Source organism: Marinoscillum sp. 108, from assembly GCF_902506655.1.
Classification (GTDB): Bacteria; Bacteroidota; Bacteroidia; order Cytophagales; family Cyclobacteriaceae; genus Marinoscillum; species Marinoscillum luteum.
This window is the reverse complement of the sequence record NZ_LR734818.1, coordinates 1-26,276: the sequence shown is the minus strand read 5'-3', so window position 1 is coordinate 26,276 and position 26,276 is coordinate 1. Positions and strand designations below refer to the sequence as shown.

At 43.4% G+C, this 26,276-nt stretch carries 10 protein-coding genes; 7 read left to right on the top strand and 3 right to left on the bottom strand.

What is annotated here, in order from left to right; translation table 11 throughout:
• The 3 genes from GV030_RS20635 to GV030_RS20625 form a co-directional block, all read right to left on the bottom strand.
• The coding region (locus tag GV030_RS20635; protein WP_159585274.1) for a LamG-like jellyroll fold domain-containing protein at positions 1-7,975 on the bottom strand (7,975 nt) is incomplete at its 3' end.
• A 219-nt stretch (positions 7,976-8,194) separates the two neighbouring features.
• Entirely contained in the window at positions 8,195-11,419 is a 3,225-nt protein-coding gene (locus GV030_RS20630; RefSeq protein WP_159585273.1) for an FG-GAP-like repeat-containing protein, read from the bottom strand.
• Positions 11,419-13,344 (bottom strand): type IX secretion system membrane protein PorP/SprF, encoded by a 1,926-nt coding sequence (locus GV030_RS20625; RefSeq protein WP_159585272.1) that lies wholly within the window; start codon positions 13,342-13,344, stop codon positions 11,419-11,421. Before GV030_RS20625 ends, GV030_RS20630 begins: the two co-directional genes overlap by 1 nt.
• Positions 13,345-13,574: 230 nt before the next feature.
• On the opposite strand from GV030_RS20625, the gene GV030_RS20620 reads away from it, so the two are divergent.
• The 7 genes from GV030_RS20620 to GV030_RS20590 all read left to right on the top strand — a co-directional run.
• Positions 13,575-14,372, top strand: coding sequence for an outer membrane beta-barrel protein (locus GV030_RS20620; protein WP_159585271.1), 798 nt, complete (start codon positions 13,575-13,577; stop codon positions 14,370-14,372).
• Positions 14,373-14,662: 290 nt separating this feature from the next.
• Positions 14,663-17,929: a cyclic nucleotide-binding domain-containing protein gene (locus GV030_RS20615; protein ID WP_159585270.1), complete on the top strand. Its 3,267-nt coding sequence runs from the start codon at positions 14,663-14,665 to the stop codon at positions 17,927-17,929.
• A 29-nt stretch (positions 17,930-17,958) separates the two neighbouring features.
• The gene (locus tag GV030_RS20610; RefSeq protein WP_159585269.1) at positions 17,959-19,464 is read left to right on the top strand and encodes a DUF4062 domain-containing protein; all 1,506 of its coding nucleotides are present in this window, start codon (positions 17,959-17,961) and stop codon (positions 19,462-19,464) included.
• Position 19,465: 1 nt separating this feature from the next.
• Positions 19,466-22,726 (top strand): hypothetical protein, encoded by a 3,261-nt coding sequence (locus tag GV030_RS20605; RefSeq protein WP_159585268.1) that lies wholly within the window; start codon positions 19,466-19,468, stop codon positions 22,724-22,726.
• Between the two features lie 4 nt (positions 22,727-22,730).
• Complete coding sequence (locus GV030_RS20600; protein ID WP_159585267.1) at positions 22,731-23,840, top strand: outer membrane beta-barrel protein; 1,110 nt, start codon at positions 22,731-22,733, stop codon at positions 23,838-23,840.
• Positions 23,841-23,847: 7 nt separating this feature from the next.
• Positions 23,848-25,158, top strand: a complete 1,311-nt coding sequence (locus GV030_RS20595; RefSeq protein WP_159585266.1) for a hypothetical protein — start codon at positions 23,848-23,850, stop codon at positions 25,156-25,158.
• 181 nt (positions 25,159-25,339) lie between these two features.
• Positions 25,340-26,276: hypothetical protein (locus GV030_RS20590; protein ID WP_159585265.1), on the top strand; the 937-nt coding region annotated here is incomplete at its 3' end.

Below are 26,276 nucleotides of genomic sequence, written 5' to 3'. Positions count from 1 at the left end.
CTCCGGCATTGGTAGAAGCTCCATAGAACCATGTGAAGGTATAGTCTGCAGCGACCCCCGCATCCGGAGTGATTTCGATGGCACCATTGTAAGAGTTACCGCTGGTGACGTATGTGGTATCACAAACGGTATTGTTGTTGGTTTCAGATCCGGCCCCGATAGGGTTGAGGGTAGCCGAAGGAAGCACAATGGCGTCACCAATGTTAATGTTATGTCCACTGAACTCACAATTTGAACTTGGATTAACCGGAATAATGCTATATCCTCCCTCTGATAGATTGGTAATACTGTCAGAAGTATAGGTATTGACGAAATCTCCGTCTCCATCATATACATCAAACTCATAATCACCAACATTACCAGGGATACCATCTTCGGTGAGTGAATTGATTTTATAACTACCATTGCTCAAAGTACCGCAATCAGTTACTCCATAGGCTGTTCCAGATAATGCAACCACAGGCTTGTTAACCAGCAGGTTTACTTCATCAATCGCATAACAAGAACCATCGGGATCCTGAAGGTCAGTTACTTTGACGGTATAGATTCCTGCAGCACGCCCATTGAGAACAGGGTTCAGGGTGTCTATGCCATTGAGTTCCGTACCATCAGCACCAACTCCAGAACCAGCATAGAATTTAAAGGAGTAATCACCACCATCATCATTATTGATGACAGCAGTAAGAATTCCGTCAGGAGTGCCTCCCGAGCACGCTGTTGGTTGTTGTGTAACCGTCAGCTCTGCGTCAATAGCGGTAAGCTCGTCTTCCACGGTGAAAGTTTCGGTATCCGAAACACAACCCGTGGAGCTATTGGTAACAGTTAATGTATAATCTCCCGGTCCAACACCGCAAATAAAGGGTACATTTCCACCAATGGAGTTACCAAGGTTATCCGTCCATGCAAAATCGTATTCACCAAGGACAGGTTCCAGAAAGACTGCTTGATTATTGACAGAACCTCCAGTAGAAGAAGTGAAGCCTCCGATTACCTTGGATTCGCCACCAAAAACATTATTAATTACATCTCCCGTATATATGAATCTCAGTGAACCTTCTACCCAAAGTTCAAACACCTGGTCAGATCCCGATTGAGTGACAAGGATTGAAACATCCAGCGTATCTCCATCTTCCACGTTGGTTTTAGAAGCGTGAATCTGGGGTAAGCTTCCCATACTTATTCCCAACTCGGTCGTAGTAATATTTCCGTTGAAGAAGAGATTGGTGTGGTCATAACTTGGGTCACTTGATCCATTATCCCAGGTGTCGAATTCTATCGTCACGGCAGGTTGGATTTTGTTAAACGAGCCACCTCCCAGGACTTGACCTACTCCAAGGTCGCCTCCAACACGACCTCTGGCATCATATCCCCTTGGATCACGGTGCATGGTAAAGGCTATTCCGTCTGCACCATTGGCATCTCTGCTTCCCAATAGAATTCTGAAATCTAACCTGAGTGGCTTAGCCAGATCAATGGAATCCCCTAACCATATTCGTCCAAATTGATTATTGGTCTCTGTGGTGAGCTGAAACCCGTTGGCACCTACTTCTGTGGCATTGTCCAAAACAGAGGTGTTACAGGAAGAGATGTTCTGAAAGATCTCATCATTGGCTCTTCCATTGACCACTGCATTGTTCAGGTCAATGGCTGCAACAATAGATCCGTTAGGGGAGTCAGAACATGTAGTGTTATTTCTTACTTCACTTTCACTGAGGACTATGATTGGTTGAGCGGGTACATCTTTTATTTCAAAGCTAAACTCATTCACGCAACCATTGCCAAGGTTGGTCATTTCGAGCGTATATTTTTTGCCGGTAGGGGAGCCCTCCAGATAGTAGGCACTTGCTTCGTTGATTACATCATCACTAGTAGTTGTATTGGTGACTTGGGTACCTCCGGTACCTACACCTTCATACCATAAGAACTCATAATCGGATACTACTCCGGTGACAGGAGAAACCACAATTTCACCATCATAATTCCCTGCCAAAGCCACATCACATACGGTATTATTGGAAACACTTACAGTGTTGATCTGTGGGTTGGCTGGTGAATAGGCTACCACACCCTGAATCGGGTCTGAAGTACATCCGTTGGGCCCCACAGCCACAACGGTGTAGGTCATGTTTGTAATGTTAGAAATGCTAGAAGTAGACTCACCTGACGGTGTGCTTCCGTTGCTGGTGCCATCTACGGTGATATTCTGTCCAGAGGTGCCACTTCCTTCATACCAGGTAAATGTATAACCACTGGCGTCAGGGTCAACTACAGCACTGCCATTGAAAGAAACATTGACAGAAACCCCACCAGTAGGGCCGGTAGTTCCCGTTGGGTCACAGGTCGTATTCGGGGTAAGGGTATTGATGGTCAAAACAGGTTTGACAGGGGTTTGACTCAAGGTGATATTGGCTGTAGAAGTGACACAACCAGTTTCTGTATCAGTAACTACCACGTAGTAGGTAGCACTAGGAAGGTTGGTAGCGGTGCTCTGGTCACCATCATTGGATGCAGCCACTTCGTTTCCGGGTGCTACAGAGCCCAAATACCACTGAAATGAATAATCAGGTTCTATATAAGTAATTCCCGGATTGTCCGGATCCTGCACATAAGCTTCAATAGAACCACCACCCGCGGTAGCGTTACATCCTGTGGCTGGAGTAACCTCTGAAGTGACCACATTCGGATAAGCCGGATCATCGATGATAGTTTTGGTTTGAGGAGCAGTTTCGCAACCAGTAAGCTTGCTTTTCGCTACAACCGTATATTTTCCTCCCGCCAGTCCGTTAAGGACATCAGAAACGGTGTCAGCCACAATCAGCGGAGCACTTGTGGTTTCTCCGGCATAAAAGGTGTAAGTGTAATCACCGTCAGTTCCACTTGGCATGTTCACATTTAAAAAGCCAGAGTTGGAAGAACAGTAAACATTGTTGATGGCTGTGATGGAGCTGATGGTAGGTGTTGTGGAAACATCAGAAATGATTACATCTTTGTAGAAGTCACAGAGAATGTCATCATTGGTTACCAGTATTCTATAGGTTCCATCCGTTAAATCTGTGTAGGTAAATCCTGTATTGCCGTTAGCAACGGAGGTAGTCCCCAAAGAGCTGCCTGGATCCAATGTGGCGCCATCGAACAATTCGAATGTATAGGAGGATGGTTCAGAATTATCTGAATAGGCCTGAACAAAAATTTGTCCGGTTCCGGTAGCATTACATCCTGAGTCATCGGTGATAGAGGTGATGATGGACGGCTCATCCACAATGTCTGCTATTGCAAAAGCCAGGGTTCCGGTAGAGCAGTCTGTATCCAGATCGATTACCTCTATGGTGTAAAATCCAGCGGCCAGACCAGTGAAAATCGGACTAGAGGGTGAGGTAATGGTGGAAAGTTCTGTGTCAGTTGAATAACCATCATACAAAATGTACTCATAATTACCACCATCAGGGTCGACCTTTCCCGTAAGATCCATGCTTCCATTGGGGTTTGCGGGATCACAAGTGGTATTGTTTTGAGCATAGCCTAGGGGGCAATTAATATTCGATGTAACATAAGCGATAGTCCCTTGTGCCTGCAGTTGTACAGTACCGTTGTAGAATGTTCCTGACTGGCCGGTGTTTACATTCACGTTCGAATTAACACCTGTTGCCCTGTTTGGAATACTAGCTCCATCACTTACATCAGAAAGCCCATCAAAATCGTAGTATACAATTAAACCAGTCTCCGTACCCACGGTCTCCGCACAAACAGCTTCATTAATTTCCAGAGGCGTAAAGGCCTTGTTGAAAACTCTCAGTTCATCAAATCGTCCTTCAAACTTATTCGTTCCCAGATTTCTATCCCTTGCGACATACATTTCTGTACCCGCGTTCAGAAGGCCATTTCCATTCCCCAGGTAATTGTCTGTACCTAGCAATACGCCATCTGCATAGATGGCCATATCACCCAAATTGCCATCACCATTTAAATCGGTCAAGGCAGACCACACTCCGGTCAGTTGTGTCCATCCCGTTGGTTTATAGTTGGTGTTGATTCTTCCACGGGAGCCGTCTCCCTGTGTTTTTACCACAAAAGCCAATCCGTCAGTGTTATCTGTCCAAAGGACTACTTGATCTTCTCCTGTTCCACCTGAGGAAAAAATAAGGTGATCGTTCAGGTAGTTTTCATTTGCCAGGTATACCCAGTAGGAGATGGTAATTTCCTTCCATCCTGCGATGGCTTGTGGAATTTCTATCCATGATTTGTTGCTAAAATTGATGGCACTCCCTGCATCTACAGAGGTGATAAAATTGAATTCTGGAGCTGAGGATTGTTCCAGGATTTCAAATGTCTTTTTGACCGTACAGCCACCTTTTTTAACAGTTACACTATAAATTCCATCGGGTAGTCCGCTGGCAGTAGCTCCACTTACAGAGGAACCGGGTACAGCTCCGGGTAGTTTATTGGCATTAGCAGTGGTTGTACCCACATACCAAGTAAAAGTATATCCACTTGTTGTGCCGGCCCCATCACCGTCAGCAGAAGCTGATCCATTGGAAGCACCGGTTTCGCATGAGGTATTATGTTGATTAATCGTGACAACTGGCTTAGGACCCGTAGAATTGTCATTGATGGTGACCGTTACAGGGTCACCGGGACAACTCGATGCTTTTTCAATTGCTCTAACCGTATAATTGCCAGCAGCTAATGAGCTGATGGCGGCAGTGGTATAATCAGGAGTAGGTTTCAATGTGGATCCAACATACCATTGGAAATCGTAATTGGAAGTGTTACCGCCAATGGAAGCACTGGCTGCTCCTGTACCTCCGCAAGTGGTAATGTGAGTGAGCGATACATCAGGTACCGGGGGTTGTGAGAGCGAAGATGAGACCACTTCTGATCCTGTCATTACACATCCACTAAGAGTATATTCTACTTCAACAAAATATCCAATTGCTTCAAGATTACTAAGTATGCTACCCGCACCTATGGTGGTACCACCCGCATCCGAGCTCAATGTCCATGTGAAGGAATAACCCACTTCAAGGGTGTCAAGAGGATCGCCGCTACCATCAGTCTGTGTGTAAGCAAAAGCTCTTAACTCTCCATCTGGATCAGCACAATCAGTAAGTGGACTTAATTCATAAACATGTACCTCAAAGTCGGGAACATCATCTAAATCAATGGTAAGATTGACGGTGTCAGAGTAGCAGTTGCCATCTACGGTGTATCCTACCACGGAGTAGTTACCATCCGCCATAGTGGGGTAGGTAGACCCACTAAACAGCACCGTAGAAAAGTCACCTTGATTATACCAGTAGAATTCAAAACCATCTACGTCAGTGAATTTTTTGGTTGTAGGGCCGCTTGTTCCTGTTACACTCACATTGTCCAAGGTGAATTTTTCATCATTGGCAGTGGAGTGCATGGTCACTTTTATTTGAAGTGTATTGGCATTTATGCCACTTACAGTCGCTTGTTTGTATTCAAAGTCACCATAGCCTTCTGAAAGCAAAACGAAATCAGCATCTGTGTTGCGCTTGTAATAGACACGCATCACATCTCTGGATTTACCTGATGCTTCCATGTCCCCATCAGAAATCATGTCTGCAGAAAACGTGACATCTGTGTGACCAGAAATGTCTATAACCTCAGAAAGCCAGGTTACTGGCTTATCTTCATTGTTACCACCTGAATTCCAAACTCTAAACCCAGAGTTGTTGACACCATAAAAAGTTGGTGTTCCAGCAGCAGAAGAAGACCATTGGGAATCTCCTGATGTATCATTTTTATCACCGTTGAGGTCCGGGTCATTAAAGTCTTCAAACCAAACCGTTTCTACACCTCCACCAATGGTTCCATCGAAATACGCCTGTGCTTGTCCATTGTCAGGTTTACTTGGATCACATTTCTGGTTGTCCTTTAATTTATCTACCGTAAGGGTAAAGGGGGTGTGCGTAACGCTCACACTTGCTATGTTGTTGTCAGTCTCGCATTCGGGGATACTTGCAGAATAGGGAGTGATTGGAGGTGTTTGACCAAAGTCATTAACTGAAATGTATAGATCAAAGTCTCCACCAATACCATCCACATCCAAAGTGATAGTTCGGATTTCTCCTTGTAAAAAGTTGGTTATGATTACAATCTCTGTATTCAGTTTTACCGAACCAGAGACAAGCGGATCACCCGCATAAAATGTAACAGGTAAAGACCCATTGATATCAGCATCACCTGTGTTGGATATATCAAAAGAGACAGAAAACTCTGTAGCGGGGCAGTTGGATGCCGTTGCAGTGATACTGGTGCCATCCAGATCAATATCAGGGCTTACATAGGATGGACATCCTGTTTCATCCACAAATGGAGATTGGTTCAAAAAGGTATTGAGGAAACGGTTAGGGCCCGTGGTACATATATCGTTAGAGAAGACAGCTGTATGATCCTGTTGACTAAGGGGCACAGTCAGGTCATCATTAATGTTCACGTTGAAGTATGCATGCTGGTTCCAGACCGATCGGGACGGCTGCCATGCCTCTCCATCCGCACCAAATACTCTGATGTGAGAATACTGAGTGTTTTCATAAGGGTTGAAAGGGGTAGCATCGCTGGTATAACAGGCGACACATATTTCTGAAGCACCATCACCGTCAATATCTGCAACAATGGGGTATTCTTCTTGTGTTCTGGAGATACAGGGGAGAGTCTTTCTCGTGCTGCCGTCGGTACCATCTATGATCAAAAGGGCCGACTCAGACCGGTAGATGGTTTCAAAGGCGCCATCACCATCAAAGTCAAACAGTGAACAACCAGTAAAACCAGAAGACCCTTCTTTTACCGCTTTGGTCCAGAGGGGTTCAAAAACTCCGGTTACCGGATTGATGTGAAGAGAGTACAGAACCTGGTCGGATACATAGGTGGCATTAAGAAAACCGTCGCCATCTGTATCCCCAATATTGATACGTCCTGTACCGCGTACAAAGTTGTTTCCTGCATCCTGATATACTTTTACCTCGCCGTTGGCTATATCCCAGAAAAAGACCGAGGTTCTACTCCAATATCCTGAACCCAAAGCCCCTGAAGTCAGAACATCAATATTTCCATCGAGGTTAAAATCTGCTACAGAGATGGCTGACCATTGATCATCCCAGGATGAATAGTATTTTGGGTGATAGCTTCCCGAGTATCCGCTTGCTGCTAGATCCGTATCCATATCCGCTACACGTGTGAGGGTACCGGCAGCAAGATCTACGGACCAGATGTCGTCACCTGTGATCAATTCAAGGTCTGAGTCACCAAAAACATCCACTGCAATAGGGCTATGAACGAAATCCTTATCCCAGTTGCCACTACCTGTTACCAAAATAGCGCCAGTTAGGGCATTTCTAATCTCATTTTTATAATAGAGTTCAACATTACCATCACCGTCAAAGTCAGCTACTGCCGGAAGGCCAATATTGTTTCTGGTGGAAGTACCCCTCCATTTTTCTACCTGATTACAGTCGTAAACAATGATGTCATTGCCCACATTTTCAACTATGATCATTTCAGCACAATCGTCATTTTCCAGGTTAGCCAGTACAATTGCATTTTCTGGTTCAAAATGGAGACCAATTTGGAATTCTGTTTGACCTGTAACCCCATCAAGGACAGTAACTGTTCTAGCTTGCCTGTTTGTTACCACCACCTCAGGAGTGCCATCCTGATCAATGTCCCCAATGGCTGGCAAAGCATGACTATTAGCGGTTTCGTCATCAGAAACCCATTCCGTTCTGATAGCGAATGTTGGATTCTCTGTGGGCTCCTCTGCACACAATACACTGTTACCAAAATAGAATTCGGAACAACTGGCTCCACCTGCACAGTCTCCGTCATAACAGTCTATATAGCCGTCACCATCGTCATCCACGCCGTTGGTACAATTTTCCTGACCAAAGGCATAAGAAATCGACAAACAAAATAATATGGCGAAAGATAGGAGGTGGTTCCTGTAATTTTTCATAGTTAAAATGGTGATAGAATTATGCATAAATACAGTCTGGCGTGCGTAAGTAACCCATTGGGCAATGTACGAAAACGACCTGAAAACCAAAAGGTATTATCGACGAACCAAAAGTAATAAATAAAACAATGCATAAATATATTAATATATTATTGGATTATATTAATATAATATTCTTGATTTAATCAAAATAAGTATTTGAATTGTAATATATGATGATTACCGGGCGAGGAGAATTGATCCGGTCATGTTATATCTGGAGTTATCACACTTCATAATAAAATAATAAATTCCTTCAGGAACTTGTGTAGATCCGTTGTTGAGATTGCCATTCCAAACACAATTATCCTGAAAAGGAGAGGATCCTTTGAAGACATAGGCACCTCTTTGATCCACGATATAGACTGTGCATCCTTCCAGGCTGTTGGTGTTAAGTATTTCCCAACAGTCGTACCCCAGACCATCACCATTTGGAGAGAAAGTCTTTCTGGCGATCACTCCGGGAGTTTCTATTACGAGGGTAGCAGTCGTTTCACAACCGTTAACAGCATCAGGTCCGGTAAGTGAGATTGTCGTGTATCGCTCACGAGGGTAGGCGGTAACTGTTTCAGAAGTTGTATTGTCAAGTATTTCCGAAGGTTCCCAGTTATAGCTCGAGCCATTTTGCGCTTTAAGAGAAATTGTAGAGGCACCATCTGCAAGATTAACGGTATCATCCACTATTGTTGCTTCTGAGGTAGTTATTCCCACTCTTGAATTGGCGTAGTTAGAGACGGTCACTTCAGACTGTACCTCACAACCAAGATTAGTAACCATGTCCACGGTAATCGTGACATCTTCTTCGTTCGCTGCAGTCTTGGCATAGGTGAAGTAAGATGTATCTCCAGTAGACCAGTTGTAAGAGATATAGTTTTGAGGAAGTTCGAGTCTTAAACTGTCCAGTGGGCATTTTTCTGAGCCTTCTGGTAAAATGATATCAACTTCCGGAATGTCAGAAATGGTAATGGTTTTTGTGAAATCATCAGCACAGGACTCCACTGTTTCGTAGGAGGTGCTAAGGGTTACATCATAAGTGCCGGGAGTATTGTATGTATGGGTGGTTGTCGGTTGATCGTCTGTTGTTCCATCCCCGAAATCCCACTCATACTGCAAATCAAAACCATTTTGTCCGGTACTTGTGACATTGAAATCAATGGCAACTCCCACGCAAATTTCATCCACGGAGGAGAAATTGCTTACCGGCAAGGTCACTGCATTCAAAGTATAGGCTGAGCTTTCTTTGTCACATCCGCTGGCATCTGAAATGACCGCCACGGTGTAGTCACCTGACAAGGATGCTACAAACGTATTAGAGTTAGCGCCACTAATATCAGTGCCGTTCCTCTTCCATTGAAAGCCAAAACCAGAGTAGCTTGGCACTTCCAGTTCAACTGTGGTGGTTTCGCAGAAGTCGTCCGCACCATTATTGAAAATACCCACGGTAGGTGGCTCGTCCACGGACACAGAAATGGAGCCAACTTCACTGACACAACTGCCCGCCTGAAGCACCCTTAATTGATAAATTCCGGCGTTGACAGAAGATGCTGAAGCGATCTCCAGGGTATTGGTAGTTCGTGTAGTTTCCGTGCCATCTGGCAAGGTCCAGAGGTACTCATCTCTGTTGGCTGTGGCCGTAAGGGTGAACGGGTCTCCTGCACAGATAACCCCTGAAGTGCTATTGATAATAGAAGGGGCAGGTGGTGGAGTGCCTCCGGTTAGTGTAAAAGTTTGAGTGCCCACATCATTACAGCTACCATCATTAGCTGTAATGGTTACCTGTATAGTGGCACTTGTACCAGAATTCACCGTCACGCTGGTAGTCCTGCTACCATTGGTGTTGATAGTGGCATCCCCCGCGGATACTGACCAGTTGTAAGTGGTCTGCAAAGACCTGGTAGCAGATAGCGTAAAGGCGTTGCCTACACAGAACGTAAGATCAGAAGGGCCAATAGTAGGGGCCAGGCAATTTTGATTGAGGAGTACCGTAAGGTTTCCAAATGATGTGGCATCGCTTCTATTGGTGGTGGCAAAGTCTGGTTTGGCGTCCCCGTTGATATCAAAAACCGTAATATTCCTATTTCCTCCATTGGTGCTGATGGTTTTTACATCAAAGCTAAGAGTGCCTCCTGTAGTGGTGTTTTCCAGAATAGAGATACCACCTGAGGTGGAAGTTACCGCAAGGTCTGTGAGTCCATCTCCATCAAGATCAGCTGCCTCCAGACCCCAGGCATCCTGTGTGTTGGATATGGTAATGGGTGTGGCCTCAAAGCTTACAGAGTTGATTGTCGAAGAATTTAAAAAGATATCGATTTCGTCGGAAACAGAGCTGGTAGTTACGATTTCCTTTTTTCCGTCCATGTTAAGGTCGGCCAGAATCACATTCAGGCGTGTAGAAGTATTGCTCAACACTTGTTGACTCATTTTGATTACTCCCGGGCTACTTTCATTCTGGAGGACATAAACAAAATCATTTTGGGCAGCTGATATCGTTACAATATCATTAAGCCCATTTCCATTGATATCTCCGGCATCCAATCCACTGGCATGCACGGCTCCTGTTACTGTAATGCTCACAGGAGTGTCGAATGTGATAATTGCTCCTGTAGATATGTTCCTATAAATGAAAATTATATTGTCGGTCTCATTTCCAACAACCAGGTCATTTTTACCATCTCCATCAATATCGATGATCTTAAATCTTTTCGGATTTCGAATGTTGCCATCATTTTGTTTAGGCAGGATGAATTGATTTCTTGTGAAGCTAATGGTGCCAGCTGTGCTGTTATTGGTGTAAATGGATATGATTTCCTGATTGGATGTGAATACCAGGTCTGGAAGTCCATCCCCATTCAGATCGCCACACTCGGTGCTTATGGTAGAAAACCCATTGGCGATATTTGTTCTGGTGAAGCTAGGGGTGGTGAGGGTAGAAGCATTCTTGAAAATACTCACACTGGTACCGGTATTGTTGGCTACCGCCACATCTTTAAGCCCGTCACCATCAAAGTCACACGCGCAGAGGTCATAGGTGTACTGCTGTCCGGTGGTGAAGTCGAATTGGCTTCCTACTGAAGTCACCTCAAAACCACTGCCTGAGAAGCTCGGAGTAAACACTTGACTGGAAGCACCTGAAAGCCCCGTGGATTTATCCAAAACCAGAACGGGTCCATAGGTAGCAGAAGAAGGAACTGTCACTTCTATGAGGGTGGTCGTGGTGTTGGTGATGACTGCAATACCACTACCGAAATTCACCTGCATGTTGCCGGGAGAAAAACCCGAACCTGAAATGCTCACGGTTTCTCCTACAGTTCCAGAGGTCTTATCTATATTATTTACAAATGGACGCTGCTGTGCCAAAATAATGAAACTGCATATCGTCAATCCAAAACTAAAAAGGTATTTCATTATTCGTTAACCGTTAAAACCCACACTTTAGACAAACCTGAAAGGTTCTTCACTCTGTTTTTCTCTGAGATGACTCTTTGCAAATTGCTCGAATTGAAGATGACCACATAGTAGTACCCTCGAGCGCTCAGAAAGCCAACTTTGGTGTCATGAAATCCCCGCTCAAAAAGGATGTCACTTAGGTCCTCCGCATTTTGGAAGCTTCCAAAAACACCTGCTACTACGTAGTTACCAGCCGGAAGCTCGAGAAGATGATTTCCTCTTTTGGCTACCTGATGCCCATCTGATTTTGCATAGTCGTCCAAAGGCCTGAAGTCATCTGTTAGTTCTGGGTCACCCTTGGCGATTTCCACTTTTTCTTCTGGAGTAGGTTCTACTTTGGGATCTTGCTTTACAACAGGCTGCTCTTCAACCACTTCTACTTCAGGCTCTTTTACCACTGGTTCTTCTTTTACTGGGACTTCAGCTTTGATGGATATTTTGGCATCTTTCATAGCATGAGCTTCAGCTGGATTGTGATCGATGGCCTCTGCCGCACTTTCTGAGAGTATTTCATCCCAGATAATGAGTGTCTCCTTTCTATCACCATCTATGGTTCGTATCCACTTGATACCGGCTTCTCTTTTACCGTCGGGCCTTGTGCGAATCAGGGGCTCATCGTCAGGGTTTGCGATTTCGTAGGTTTCCTCTTTGGCTCCCGGTGGGGGTGGGGGAAGCCAGCTGAATACCACTTCTTTTTCTCCTTGTTCATTTACCCTGTCAAATTTAATTCCACGTTCCTTTTCGCCGAATTTATTGATGCGTTCTACAGGCTCATTTTCTTTTTCATAATTCCAGTTATTAGCGGCCTTCACTGGCTCTTCCTTTTTAGCGCCTGCGAGCAGACCCAGTTCATCTTCATCCTTGCTGGACTGTACCGGCTGTCTGCTTTTTTGCAGGGCCTGAAGTTGCTTCTGACGCTCAAGTTCTGCCTCTCTGGCTCTTTCCTCTGCGGATGTTCTGTGACTCTTGATAAAAGAGGATACGTGCTCTGCATGATCCTTTTTTGAGCCTAAATGATATCCTATATGAATTTCGTGTGTTGCGCCCAGAAGTGCCGCTGTATTTGGGTTTCCATATTCATAGGAATAACCAACCCCCATCCTTTCCCAAAACTTGGCACCCAGGAGTCCCACGAAACCTGCGTCTTGCCGGTAGCTGGCACCAACCCACACAATGTGTAACAGGTGAAGGATAACAGTGGCCTCGTACTGATTGGCCAGGTAGGAGTGGTACCTGTATATAAGGTGTGGCTCAATGGCAATGTTGTCACTCAGGTGTCCACGATAGTTAATTTTGAATAGAAGGTTGTCATGAGGTCTTACATGCATGGGGGTGGCACTCTCCGTGGTGAATAGGTCATAACCGAAAAGAGAGGGTAATGACACGCCGACATTGAAGTGGCCGAAATGATAGGCCATACCAAAATCTCCAACCATGAAGGTCTCATTGGTCAATAACCCCTGAAAAGCGGGATCCGTAGGTGAATCAAATTCTCCGAAGTTGAGGCTATTATTCCCTGCTCCCAGGGACAACCCAAATCTGATGAAATGCTCCCTGTCAATACTTACAAGGTAACCTCCGGTCACTTTTCCAGCGCTTTGAGTATACAAGCCAGCCCTTTCATTATAGACCATTGCCCCAAATGCTAATCCACCTTTTAACGGCACATGAAAATTGGCATGAGAGAGTGATGGAGCACCATCAATTCCGCCCCATTGTTCTTTGTGCATTACAAAGAGTACCGTATGGCCTTCTACGCCTGCATAGGCAGGATTGTAGATATAGGGGTTCATGAAAAACTGATTGTAGACTTTTGGGAGCAGTTGCGAAAAAGTTGCAAACTGAGAAAAGCACAACAGAATAACCCACAGAAATTTTTTCATACACCTATTTTGAACTTTTAAAATTTCCTGTCTGATTTTCAGTGACACAGACGAAATGAATACAAAACTTAGCTAAAATATTAAATATTTATCGTTTTGCTTTAAACAAGCGCCTTAAATCTGCTAACTCATTGTAAATAGGTGAACTGTAGTTTCTCTATATTTTTTGGTACTTTACCTTGCAATGTGTTTGAGGATCTTCGTATTATTACGTTCAAAGTGTTATCTCCATGATCAAATATTTCATAGTCGTCTTATACTTATTATGCTGGACCGGGGCAAATGCCCAGTACTGGTTTGGGCCTAAGGTGGGGGGGCATCGTACAGACTTTATCTATCAGGAATCTACCTATAAGTCAGATTCATTTGATGTGAGCACAGATTATGGACTTCAAGGCGGCGTTATGATGATCTATCAGGCTTCTGAGAAATATGCCGTGATGGCCGAGCTCATTTATGAGAGAATAAACCGAAAGGTTACCGAGAAGGAGGGTAGTGACATAGAAGTATATAGCAAATCGGTTTACAACTATTTGTCTGTTCCTTTTTCGCTGAGATGGGACTTTGGAAGGGAGCCTACCTATTATTATATATCAGGTGGCCCGAAGCTTAGTTACTGGCTTGGGGGAACCGGGGAGATATATTTGGATGAATTTAACGAAGCGAGGACTCTGGATGGTCCGTTGCCGTATGATTTTGAATTCAAGTCAAAAAATGGAGGAGAGACCAACCACAGAGCTGTTCCTCAGGCCAATCGCTTTCAGTACGGTCTTCAGGTAGGAGCGGGTGTTTACTTTGATGTAACCACAGGCGGACGAGTATTGGTCGATTTGAGGCATTCATTCGGACATTCGAATATGGGATTTAATGGAAATCCAGACTTCTCTTTTGAAACTTATCAAGAGAATTTCCGGTATCGAAATTATACTTTGTCACTTTCTGTAGCTTATTTGTTTGAATACGATGTGCAGCTTCAGAGAAAAGGGATGAGTACGATTAGGGAAAGTAACAAGTCAAAGAAAAAGTAAACTCAGCACGGACATAAATCTCGCAAAACCCCTGTCAAGCTGACGATAGAGCGATCTACCCACCTATAGTTGTGATAATATAGCACCTTACGTTCTTATCTTCTGCCAGCCCTACCCAGTTTCTGGTATCTTTTATTTTGAGGGTCTCTCATTGCAACTATTCTCATCAAATAGTTTTAAGTTTGGAGTACAGCCCTAGACAAGACTAAAGTCAATTTTTTATTTTTTGATTGAATACGACCAATATTATTGGTATTTTTATATCAATACATTATTAAAATATAGCTATTGTGATAAAGTCGTTTCTAGCTTTTCTTGGGGGAGAACCCGGTGAAGAGAAGCCTATGTTGTTGTTATTGGGCATGGGTTTTTTCATGGGTATATTTCTCGCTACCTATCAAATTGGTTCAGAGACACTGTTTTTGGATATTCTTGGTGAGCCTTATTTGGATGTCGCTTTTTTCTCAGCTGGTGGTGCGGGTATCATCTCAACGGTGCTATTTGTTTATCTCCAAAAAAGGGTCAATTACTCTTCGCTTGTAGTCGTCAATCTCTTCCTTATTTTCGCTTTTATGGCGGTAATGAGAGCCGCCTTTGAGTGGACGAGCTACGATGGAAGTGAGGGAGGTTTCCAAATTTTGCCATTTATCATGTTTGTTATGATTGGTCCGATCACTGCTATAACATTGCTCGGGTTCTGGGGGATATTTGGTCGGGTGTTTGATTTACGCGCTTCCAAAAGAATTATTGGAGGAATTGATACAGGAGCCTTGACCGCCACTATTATTGCTTTTTTCTCTATACCGTTTATCACTCAGCTCCCATTCATTGACTCTACATATGATCTCCTCTTTGTATCCGCAATTTCATCCTTTGGGGTACTCTTTTTTACCATCTGGATTATCAGAGATTTCAATGTTAATAAAGCTACTAAGGTTGAGAAAGGAGATGTTAAGCCTGTAGAAGTTAATTTCTTCGATTTGATTAAGGACCCATACCTGAGGTTGCTTTCGCTTTTTCTTATCTTTTCAATGGGGGCAAGCGTCTTCGTTGACTACACATTTTACTCGGCTACTGAGATCATGTATCCTGATGAGCAGGAGTTGACCAATTTCTTATCCTTCTTTAGTGGGACGGTCATGATTATGAGCTTTCTCATTCAGAGTTTTGTTAACGATATCATTATTGGACGTTTCGGGCTGAAGGTGGCTCTGATGACCATGCCACTGATTCTTATTTTATTTACAATAGGTGGCATTGTTGCCGGTCATATTTTTGGGTATCAGGTGAAGACAGAGGAGTTTATCCTTTTCTTCATGTTTACAGCCTGTGCAAAGGCATTTACAGCTTCGCTTAAAGATGCTTTGGAGAATCCGGCTTTCAAACTGTTCTTTTTGCCTATCGATATTAAGATACGTTTTGATATTCAGACGCGAATTGAAGGAGTGGTTAACGAGTTGGCTACTTTATTGGCAGGTGCTGCCCAAATCGCGCTTGGGTTGTTGGTGTTTTTCGAACTCATCCATTTTTCATACCTCATTCTTGGTCTTGCAGGGATGGTGGTGTATTTGTCTGGGAAGCTCTTTTCTCAGTACAAAGTTACTCTTCAGAAAACTCTGACCGAACAGAAAAAAGCCCTCAAAGGTGAGGGCGTTAGAAACGAACAGAACACCATCAATGTGATCAGGAGTGAGGTCAGTTCCAAAAATTCAGACAGAGTGATCAGCGGGCTTCGAATATTTGAAAAGTTGGAGCCTATACAATTTGAGTTCACACTTTTGGATTTATTGAACTCAAGAATGAGTAAGGTAAGAGAGTATGCTTACAAGAAACTGGATGAGTACCTGGTGTTCGAGGCATTAGATATTATTCGAAAAGATATCAAAACAGAAGGTGATGAAGCTGTATTGAAAGCGGCGACCGCCTGTGTAAAGAATCTTGAAGCTGCTGAAGCCTATGAGCTAAATGATATTAGCATTCGTCAGTTGGTGAGATCCACTGAGGCGAAGGATCGAATCAAAGGGGCAAGACTCCTAGTTAAGTCAAATGAAGACAAGTTTTTGCCTTATCTATCCGAACTTTTAAGAGACATTAATCCACGGGTGAGGATTGCCGCAATGACTACCGCAGGTAAGATTAGAAGGCCGGAAATATGGCCAAATTTGGTCGAAAACCTACATTTGGCTACCTATGGAAACTCTGCTATGTCAGCACTGACGCACTCGGGTGAGGCTGCATTCCACGCTATCGATACCTCATTTTATAAGACGGGTCAGTATAAGGCTACCATGTTGCGGATTGTTCAATTATTGGGGAGAATCGGAGGAAAATCTGCTATCGATTTACTATGGAAGAAAATTGATTTTCCTGACAAGAAAATAGTATCTGAAATTTTATTGTCACTGAGTTACATTGGCTTTGCCGCTCGTGATTTTCAAGCTGCTCGTATCAAGATTGCGATTGAATCCGAAATCGGAGACATAGCATGGAATATAAAGGCCGTATTGGATATTCCAGAAGAGAACGAGATTGATATGATGATCAGGGATGCTTTCAGAGAGGAGGATAAGCAAAACTATGAGAACATCTTTATGCTGTTGTCGATGATCTATGATCCCCAGAACGTTACCTTGGTTAGAGAGAATATCCAGGATGGCACTACAGATAGTATCACTTTTGCTGTGGAAATGCTGGATATTTTTGTGGAAGAGGAGCTCAAGCCAAAGTTACTTCCAGTTATGGATGAATTAAAGGTAGACGATCGCCTTGCTAAGCTGCAGAATTACTACCCTCCTGAAGATTTTGAATCCTATTATGATCTATTGCTGCAGATTATCAATAGGGATTACAACCGGGTGAACAGATATACCAAGGCCTTGGCTTTTTATCGAATCAGTAATATGACTGGAGTGGAGGTGAGCGACGATTTGATTGCCAATTTATTTAATCCAGATCATTTGCTACTCGAAACAGCGGCTTACACTATCTATAAGCTGGATCAGAGTGCTTACCATCTTCATACGAAACGACTGAAGTCAGGGGTCAAGAAGGAGTTGGATAAGGCTATCGTTCCTCCAGTCTTTCAGGGTGAAGGCGAGGACTATCATCAAAAGTTATTACTGATTGAACGGGTATTACTTCTGAAGGAAGTGCCTGAGTTTAAGCGTGTTTCAGGTGAATTGATTACCTATATCGCGGAGGAGTTGGATGAGATCAGGTTAAATGAGGGAACTACCCTGGTTGATGCTGGAGAATCAGGAAATACGCCGGTATATATTGTGGTAGAAGGTAATGTGGATGTCTATCAGAATGACGTTTTGATTGATCAAAAATCAAGAGGTGGACTTGTGGGACATGAATTGATACTGGATACAAACAAGTTTGAGTATACAGCATTAACGAGAAATCGATGTACTCTCCTGGTACTGAGAAAAGAAGAACTATTGGACCTTATGTCCAAACACATAGAAATTATTGAAGCGTACTTGAATATTTTGAATCGGGTAGAATTTGAGGAAGAGGAAGTGGAAATAGCCGATATTTTACTTAGTGTGTAACTTAAAGATGACCGCCTAACCAAAAAGAAATGGATTTTAATAAAGAGATACTTTTATGCTTCTCAGAAGAAGATAACCAGCCAATAGAGGGAGGTCTGAAAGGTTGGGTGTCTAATTTCCATAAGTTTTTATCAACCCTGCTTTCTCAGATTTCAAGAGAAAGCCCTGAAGTGACGTTGGTTTCAGAATCCAATTATCAACAAGTAGAAATAGAGAAAGCTGCAGTCATCATCGCGGTATGCAGCCCTGCATTCATTAAGAATGAAGCCCTGATTCAACGGCTGGATAAGCATGCAGAAGATGTGAAAAACAACGACCGTCTGATAATAGAAGGAGTTTCCAGGTTATTCAAAGTACATAAAGCACCTTTCAATGAGGATAAGGTCCTTCCTCATTTGGACAGCCTCATTTCCTATGACTTTTATATGGTGGATCCTTTGTCTGGAGAAGCTCAGGAGTTCAAGCGATTTTTCGGAAGTGATGCAGAGCGGTCATATTGGATGAAGCTTGTGGATATGGCCTACGACATTAATCATGTTTTGGAATCCAATTTATCTGGAAAATCAGGAACGGCAGCCGAAGTGGTCCCAATGGAAAAAACCGTGTATCTGGCCAGTACTGGAGTTGATATGGTGATTCAGCGAGACATCATCAAACGCGAATTGATTCGACACGGATATAAAGTGTTGCCTCAACACACCTTGTCAAAAGAGGTCGGACAGTTGGAGCAAATGGTTAAAGAAGACCTACATAAGTGTAGGTTATCTATTCACCTGATAGGCGAGGATTATGGTTATAAACCAAAGGGATCTGATTTGTCGGTGGTAGACATACAGAATAGAATCGCTTCCAATCATACCTATGAGATGGTGGAATATAACAAAACGGCTAAGGATAAAAGACCATTTAGTCGTCTTATTTGGGTTTCACCAGACTTGAAAAATGTCACGGAAAGGCAGAAGATATTTATTGAGGACCTGAAGAGTGATGCTGCTGCTTTGGAAGAAGCGGAGGTTTTACAAATTACCCTACAAGAATTGAAAGCGATTATTAGGGAAGAATTGGTCACAGGAGGTCGCTTTAATAAGAATAGACGTGAAATCAAGGGGTATACGCATGAGGAAGAAGGAAATGCAAAAATCATTTATTTGATACAAGATAAGATGGATACCTCCAAAACCAAACCACTGAAGGAGTTTTTGGAGAAGTCAGGATTTAAGGTAGTTTCTCCTAGCTACGAGGGTGATTTAGTAGACATTAGATACATCCATCAGGAGAATTTGAGGCGCTGCGATGCTTCCATTATCTATTTTGGAAGTGCCAAAGAGGCATGGATTAAAACAAAACTCCAGGATCTACTTAAGGCTCCCGGATTTGGGCGTGAAAAAAAGCTTCAAGCAAAGGCCGTGTATTTTGACGGTCAGAAGGAAGTCGATTTAGAGCACTATAAGAAGAATAAAGCCATGGTTCTGGGGATGAACGGTGGCTTCAAACCAGAACATCTTAAGCCTTTTCTAACCAAACTAGAAAAATAAAATGAGCGACAAAGACATGAATCTCACACAAGGTCAGGCTCAGGATATCATAGATATCACTGAACTAATTAATCCATTTCCTGGGTTAAGACCTTTTGGAATTGAAGAAGGGCACCTTTTCTTTGGCCGTGAAGGTCAAAGCGACGAGGTGTTGGTAAAACTGGCAGAGAATAAATTTGTTGGTATACTGGGAGCTTCCGGTTCGGGAAAATCCTCATTTATGTACTGCGGTTTAGTACCCAGTCTTGTGGGAGGGTTTATGACCGAGGCGGGTTCCAACTGGAGAGTGGTCGTGGCACGTCCCGGTGGTGGGCCAATTGACAACCTTGCTGAAGCCCTATTGATTAAGGATAAGGAATATTCAAACCTCTCAGAAGAAGATAAACTTATCAAGAAAACGATTATAGGTACCGTTTTGCGTAGCAGTTCCCTTGGTTTGGTCGAGGTGATTAAGCAGCTCAAAACGGACAATGATCAGAATATGCTGATCGTAATTGACCAGTTTGAGGAACTTTTCAGGTTTCGAAAGCTGGAAGCGGCTACCTCCGATATGGATGAGTCATCAGCTTTTGTCAATTTACTTCTGGAGGCAATACACCAGTTTGACGAGCCAATTTATATCACTATAACCATGCGCTCAGATTTTATTGGGGAATGTGCAAAATTCCCTGATTTGACGCAGATGATTAATGACTCACACTACCTGATTCCGCAAATGACAAGGGATCAGAAGAGAGTGGCTATAGAAGGACCTGTGGCTGTAGGAGGCGGCAAGATCGCACCACGTCTCACCCAGCAACTGCTCAATGATGTGGGTGATAATCCTGATCAGTTGCCTATTCTTCAGCATGCACTAATGCGTACTTGGGCCAATTGGGTAGATACCCGAAAGCCCAATGAACTCATGGACCTAAGGCACTATAATGCTATTGGTACGCTTAGGGAGGCATTGTCACAGCACGCCAACGAGGCCTATGATTCGCTGTCTAAAAGAGAGAAGGAGATATGTGAGGTGATGTTTAAGTCGCTTACTGAACGAGGCAACGAAAATCAGGGGATTCGGAGGCCTACTAAATTGGGAACCATAGCAGCTATAGCCGGTGTGACCGAGGATGAGGTGTCTAGAGTGGTAGAAAAGTTCAGAGAGCCCGGAAGGTCATTACTAATGCCACCTTATGGGGTGCGTCTGGATACGGAGACAGTTATAGATATTTCTCATGAGAGTTTGATGAGGATATGGGACAGGCTGAAAAGATGGTTGGACGAGGAGTCCAAGGCAGCTGAGATGTATTTGAAGCTTTCTGAAGCAGCTGAACGTTTTCAGGAAGGTAAAGCTTCATTGTGGAAAATGCCTGATTTACAACTAGCGATCAACTGGAGAGAGGAGAATCGTCCTACTTTGATATGGGGTCAGCGTTATAATCCGGCATTTGAGAGAACTATGGTCTTTTTGGAAACTTCCGAAAAGGCCTATGTGACTGAGCAACGAAATAAAGAACTGTTGCAGAAGCGTCAGGTAAAAAGGATGCGCCTTAGTGCGATTATCCTTGGAGCAGCGGCATTGGTGTCCATTTTCTTTGTAGTGTATGCAAACATTAAATCCAACGAAGCTCAAAAGGCTTCAGAAGAGGCCAAGGTTCAGCAGGAATTGGCGGTGAAGAATGCCGATGATGCAGAGAAACAAGCGGCGTTAGCCGAAGAGCAGGCGGCTCTGGCCAGGAAAGCAGAGAATAAAGCAACGGCTGCCTTAAAGGAAGCCGAAGTAGCCAAAATAGAGGCCGAATTGCAAGCTGATATAGCTAAGAAACAAAAGGCTGAGGCTGATAAACAGAGGCAGGCTGCAGAAGAAGCACAGATTGAGGCAGCGGAAAGTGCAGAGCAGGCGAAAATAGAAGCGGAAAAGGCAAGACAAGCTCAGGCAGAGGCACTCGTGGCTAAAGATAATGCTGATAGACTTAGGCTTCAATCTGTTGCTCAATCAATGGCTATTAAGGCCAGAAATATACCCGAAAGAGAACTGAAAGCGGTTGTAGCTAAGCAAGCATATGATTTTTATCAGCAATATGGTGACCCGAATAAGCCATACAATGGGGATATCTATGCCGGGGTTTATTCCGGGCTCGAAGGTGTTTTGAGCACATACTCCGTCAATGATGATGGAGAGAAGGTATTCAAGAATAATGGAGATTCGGTACTCAATCAATACCATGGACATTTACCTGTGACTACCTCTCAAGTGACTGAGGAGAAGATTTCTGTAAGGTCTGTGGTGTTTTCAGAAGATGGAAAGCGAATGTATTCGGCTGGTAGTGATGGGCGTTTGCTGATGTGGGATTATGCCAGTGGAAAAAGAACCTATGTGGAAATTTTTCATAGGAACCACGTGAACCGGGTGGTCAATGTAAGCCCAAATGAGCGCTATCTTGCTCTTGGTACTGATGATAACCACATTTTGGTTGTAGATCTTAAGAATAGAGACTCGGAACCTGTGAGTATTAATGGACATGTGGGCGGTACAGTCTATGATCTTGTTTTCCTTCCAGATAATCTGAGCTTTATCTCAACAGGTGCAGACAGTAGGATACTTTTGCATTCACTGAGAACCAAGGAAACGGTTCAAATAGCACAGACCAGTTCAAGAGCAAAGACCCTTGCCATTTCACCTGATGCAAAGACTTTAGCAGCGGGTACGGAAAGTGGTGAAGTGATGATTATTGACCTGAATGGGACCGATTACCCATCCCGAAATATTTATCGAAAAAATGGTAGCCCGGCGGTACATGCACTTCATTTTAGTAATGGGGCTGATAAACTCGCTTTTGGTGATGATAAAGGAGACCTCTTTATTTGGGATTTGGTTGAAAAGAAGCAATGGGGACCTAAACTAACCGGATTTACTTCACCTATTTCTGATATTCATTTTAGCCCGGACGATGATCTTTTGGCAGCTACTAGCAAAGATAAGACTGCCAGAATGTGGGATTTGAATAATATTTATGATCTGCCGACAGTTTTTGATGATCACAAAGATTGGGTTTGGTCACTAGATTTTCACCCATCAGGTCAGCAGTTTGCCACTGGTTCTGCTGATGGAATTATCAGAGTTTTTGAGACTAAACCAGATGCCTACGCAGAGCGAATCTGTGGGCTGGTATCTGCAAATATGTCAGAGACTCAGTGGAGACAGTATGTAGGTGATCTTGAGCAAATACCATACGAATACACCTGTGATGGACTGGATAAGGGTGACGAAATCGAATAAGTCTATGAAGAAAATTATACTGACACTGATTTGCTCTCTGGCAATGTTGGGAATATATGCTCAAACTTGCACCCAAAGGCTCAATCAAGCTGAAGATGATTATGAAGCGGGGAGACTTTTGGGGATACCTAACCAGATAAGGGATTGCCTGGATTCAGATGCATTCTCGAGTGAGGAGGAGGTAAGGGCTAGAAAACTACTGACCCTGGTCTACATTTTTACTGATCAGGAGTTTAAAGCGGAAGGAGCTCTTATTGAATTATTAAAGGCTGATCCGGAACATCGTCTGAATCCTCAGGTAGATCCCGCAGAACTATTCTTCCTTTATAGTCAATACAGAACATCACCTGTATTCCGTATTTCATTGAGACTTGGAGCAAATTCATCGGATCCTCAGATCATTGGCGTTTATGGAACACAAAATACCGTGGCTGCTCCGTCTTTTTACAATGGGAAAACTGAAAGCGGCGAAAGCTCTTATGCGTTGAATGATTCTACTACGCTGAGTGGTATTGGAGGGTTGGGTATAGGTTTTTGGGGTGAGTTGTTGGTTGAAAGACATATTAAGAATGGTTTTGAAGTTGGGTTCGGAGGGCAATTCAGGCTTTCGAAATACAATGTGGATAATTATTTGAATCAACAAGATTTGAGCACTTCGGTAGTCAATCAACAAGTCTACCTGCGAACACCTTTATTGGCGAGATACACCTTAGGATACAGTAATAGAGATAAGAAATGGTTACCCTATGTTTATGCTGGGGGAGCATTTGATTATTTGCTGTCTGCTGGTTATACCTCTGCTTCCAGAGTAGGAGGTACAGCCTACACTCAAACATCAAGTGATCTCCTGGCCTCAAATCAGGTCAATAAGGTTAATTATTCTTTCTTTGGAGGCCTTGGAGTTAAGTACCGGTTGAAAACGCATTTTTTAACGATTGAAGCCAGGTATGACAACAGTAGGCTCAATTATGTGAACGGAGAGGAACGTTATACGAACTCTGAATCAACTTTTGATTTGGGGTACGTGGAGTCAGATCTTTCGTTGAATTTCATTTCATTCTCAGTTGGGTATACACATTCCATATATAGTCCTAAAAAACTAAAAGAATATTGACGGCCATATGAAGCAATTTTTCTTATATACTCTGTTATTATGCTTTATCTGGAGTTGTACTCCTTCAGATGAGAATAGTCCTGCTCCCACGGAGGTCTTTGTAAAGTACTATGGACAAGGAACAAATGAAGCAGTTGATTTAGCAAGAACTTCAACTGGTGAGATCATCATATTGGGATCCAATATCCAGTCGGAAAGTCAGGATTTTTACTTGTTAAAAGTGGATGCTGAGGGTAATGAAGTTGCCTCAGAGGTTTATGACTTAAAGAGTGGATCTACAGATATTCCCTTAAAAATGAAGCCGTTAGGTTTCAATTCAACCACAGGACTTGACGAATTTCTTCTCGTAGGATACATACAATCACGAGATGCGAGTGGTTTAGATTTCTTTGAAGGAGCCTGGTGTAAAATTGATGCAGATTTGAATATAATAAGCACTGGTTCTGACTCTTCCAGGTTTAATCTGCTTGAGAATGTAATTACCACAGATATCATTCGAACTACTGAAACAGATGGTGTGGAGAAGTTTGTGGTATTGGGACATTCCAGACAAACTTTTGCAGGAGATCCAGTGAGTGATGGGGGATACCAAATATATCTTACCAAAGTTGATGATCAGGGGGAGGTTTATTGGTCTAAATCACACGGATATCTTGGCGATGAGGAATCATTGGCTTTGTTTGAAAATGCTGATAGAAGCTTGGTGATAGTAGGGTCTACTGAAGCAGGTGCTGATGGTCGCAACGTTTACGTCATTGAAACTAATTCACTAGGCACCTCAGATAAGAATGCTCCAAGAATCGTAATTAACAATTCAGTGTCGGGGGCCGATGAAACGCCCACAGCGGCTATAAAATCGTCCTTGGGTTACTCAATTGTGGGATATACCACGGGGGTAAATGGTCAAATGGCAGGATTTCATGTGGCCATAACACCATCAGGAGATATGGTGGCCAATAGTAACAATGTTCTTGAGACCGACTATTCTTTACCATGTCAGGCATTGGCATTGACAAAAACAATATATAACGACTTGATGGTTTTGGGGAGTATCCCAAATTTTAGGGAAACCACAGGAGAGGGAACTGCGGGGGCTAATAAACTTGAGCAAATCTTGCTTATGAGGGTCAGTCCATTGTCTGGCCATATCGAAGGGTTCGATCAAAACTATGGAACCACAGTCGGAAATGATCAGGCCAGGGCCGCCATAACTTTACCTGATGGAGATATTTTAGTCGCTGCAACGATCGATTTCGGTAGCGGTACTTCCATGCTAGGTCTTCTAAGACTGAATAGAAACGGTGAACTGAAAGATTAATTTGTAAGTGCTGGCAAGGGGCGCTTGGCGCCTTTTCGCATTTAGAAACATTTAAAGAATAATTAGAATATTACATTGGTCATAACCGCCTAGTTATATGAAACGAATTTTACTTTGTCTATTAGTTGTGTTAGGATGGAACTGCGCAAAGGCTGCAACGCCGCTTTTTCAGTCCGCAGTAATGAAGACAACCACGACCTTTGAAATCACTTACGATATTAATGTTGCATTCAGTGTGAGTGAAGCAGCATTTTTGACGGGGTTATCTGTAGATGGTAAATCCTTTACCTCTGCAACCATATTGAACAACGTCATTACCGTTACTCTTTCAGCTCCTGTTCCAACGAATTATTCAGCAAATGATCTGATCATTACAGCCGGTACGATTAAAGATGCAATTGCAGTCGAAACAAATGCGGGTGTTTCTGGAGAAACTTTATCAGATGGCGTACCTCCGGTTGTGACCTATTCCGCGATGTTTGATGCTGATCTGAATGGCAAGATAGACAGTATGTCGGTGGTGTTTAGTGAAAACCTGAAGACTGGTAGTGGGTTGTTTTTTACGGCTGGTGATTTTGGAATCAACGGCTATTCAGTATTCTCCATGGATTCTACGAAGCAGGATACTGTTCAGTTTGCGTTGACAGAGCTTGCCTATTTTGATACCGATTCGGTAGCCACTATTGACTTTTTAGATCCTTCGAAATTTGAAGATTTGGCTGGGAATATTTTGGTCGACACCACTGTGATTGCCAATGACAGTGCAGCCTTAGTGATTACAGAGGCCTATACCCACGACAATGACGGGAATGGTCAGCTTGATTCGATTTCGGTATACTTCAGTGAGCCGATCGTGAATGGCGCGGATGGCACGATGGATTTTGTGCTGGGAGCTACGTTTAGTGGTCGAACCCTCACAGCAGTATCAAGTGGAGTGGATAGCGTAGCGGTGTTTACGTTCAATGAGGTAGGTATTCACAATACTGATAGCGTTCCTACGATTGATTATTCAGGAAGTGCGAACCTGTTGGATGCCTCAGGTAATGGCTACAATAACTTCAATACTCCATTTACTGTTACAGATGCAGCAGCCCCGGTGGTGACCTATTCAGCGATGT

Excerpts from the sequence above, each read along its gene's own strand:
- GV030_RS20630 (WP_159585273.1), bottom strand. The coding sequence starts at position 11,419 with ATGAAATACCTTTTTAGTTTTGGATTGACGATATGCAGTTTCATTATT.
- GV030_RS20625 (WP_159585272.1), bottom strand. The coding sequence starts at position 13,344 with ATGAAAAAATTTCTGTGGGTTATTCTGTTGTGCTTTTCTCAGTTTGCA.
- GV030_RS20620 (WP_159585271.1), top strand. The coding sequence starts at position 13,575 with ATGATCAAATATTTCATAGTCGTCTTATACTTATTATGCTGGACCGGG.
- GV030_RS20610 (WP_159585269.1), top strand. The coding sequence starts at position 17,959 with ATGGATTTTAATAAAGAGATACTTTTATGCTTCTCAGAAGAAGATAAC.
- GV030_RS20605 (WP_159585268.1), top strand. The coding sequence starts at position 19,466 with ATGAGCGACAAAGACATGAATCTCACACAAGGTCAGGCTCAGGATATC.
- GV030_RS20600 (WP_159585267.1), top strand. The coding sequence starts at position 22,731 with ATGAAGAAAATTATACTGACACTGATTTGCTCTCTGGCAATGTTGGGA.
- GV030_RS20595 (WP_159585266.1), top strand. The coding sequence starts at position 23,848 with ATGAAGCAATTTTTCTTATATACTCTGTTATTATGCTTTATCTGGAGT.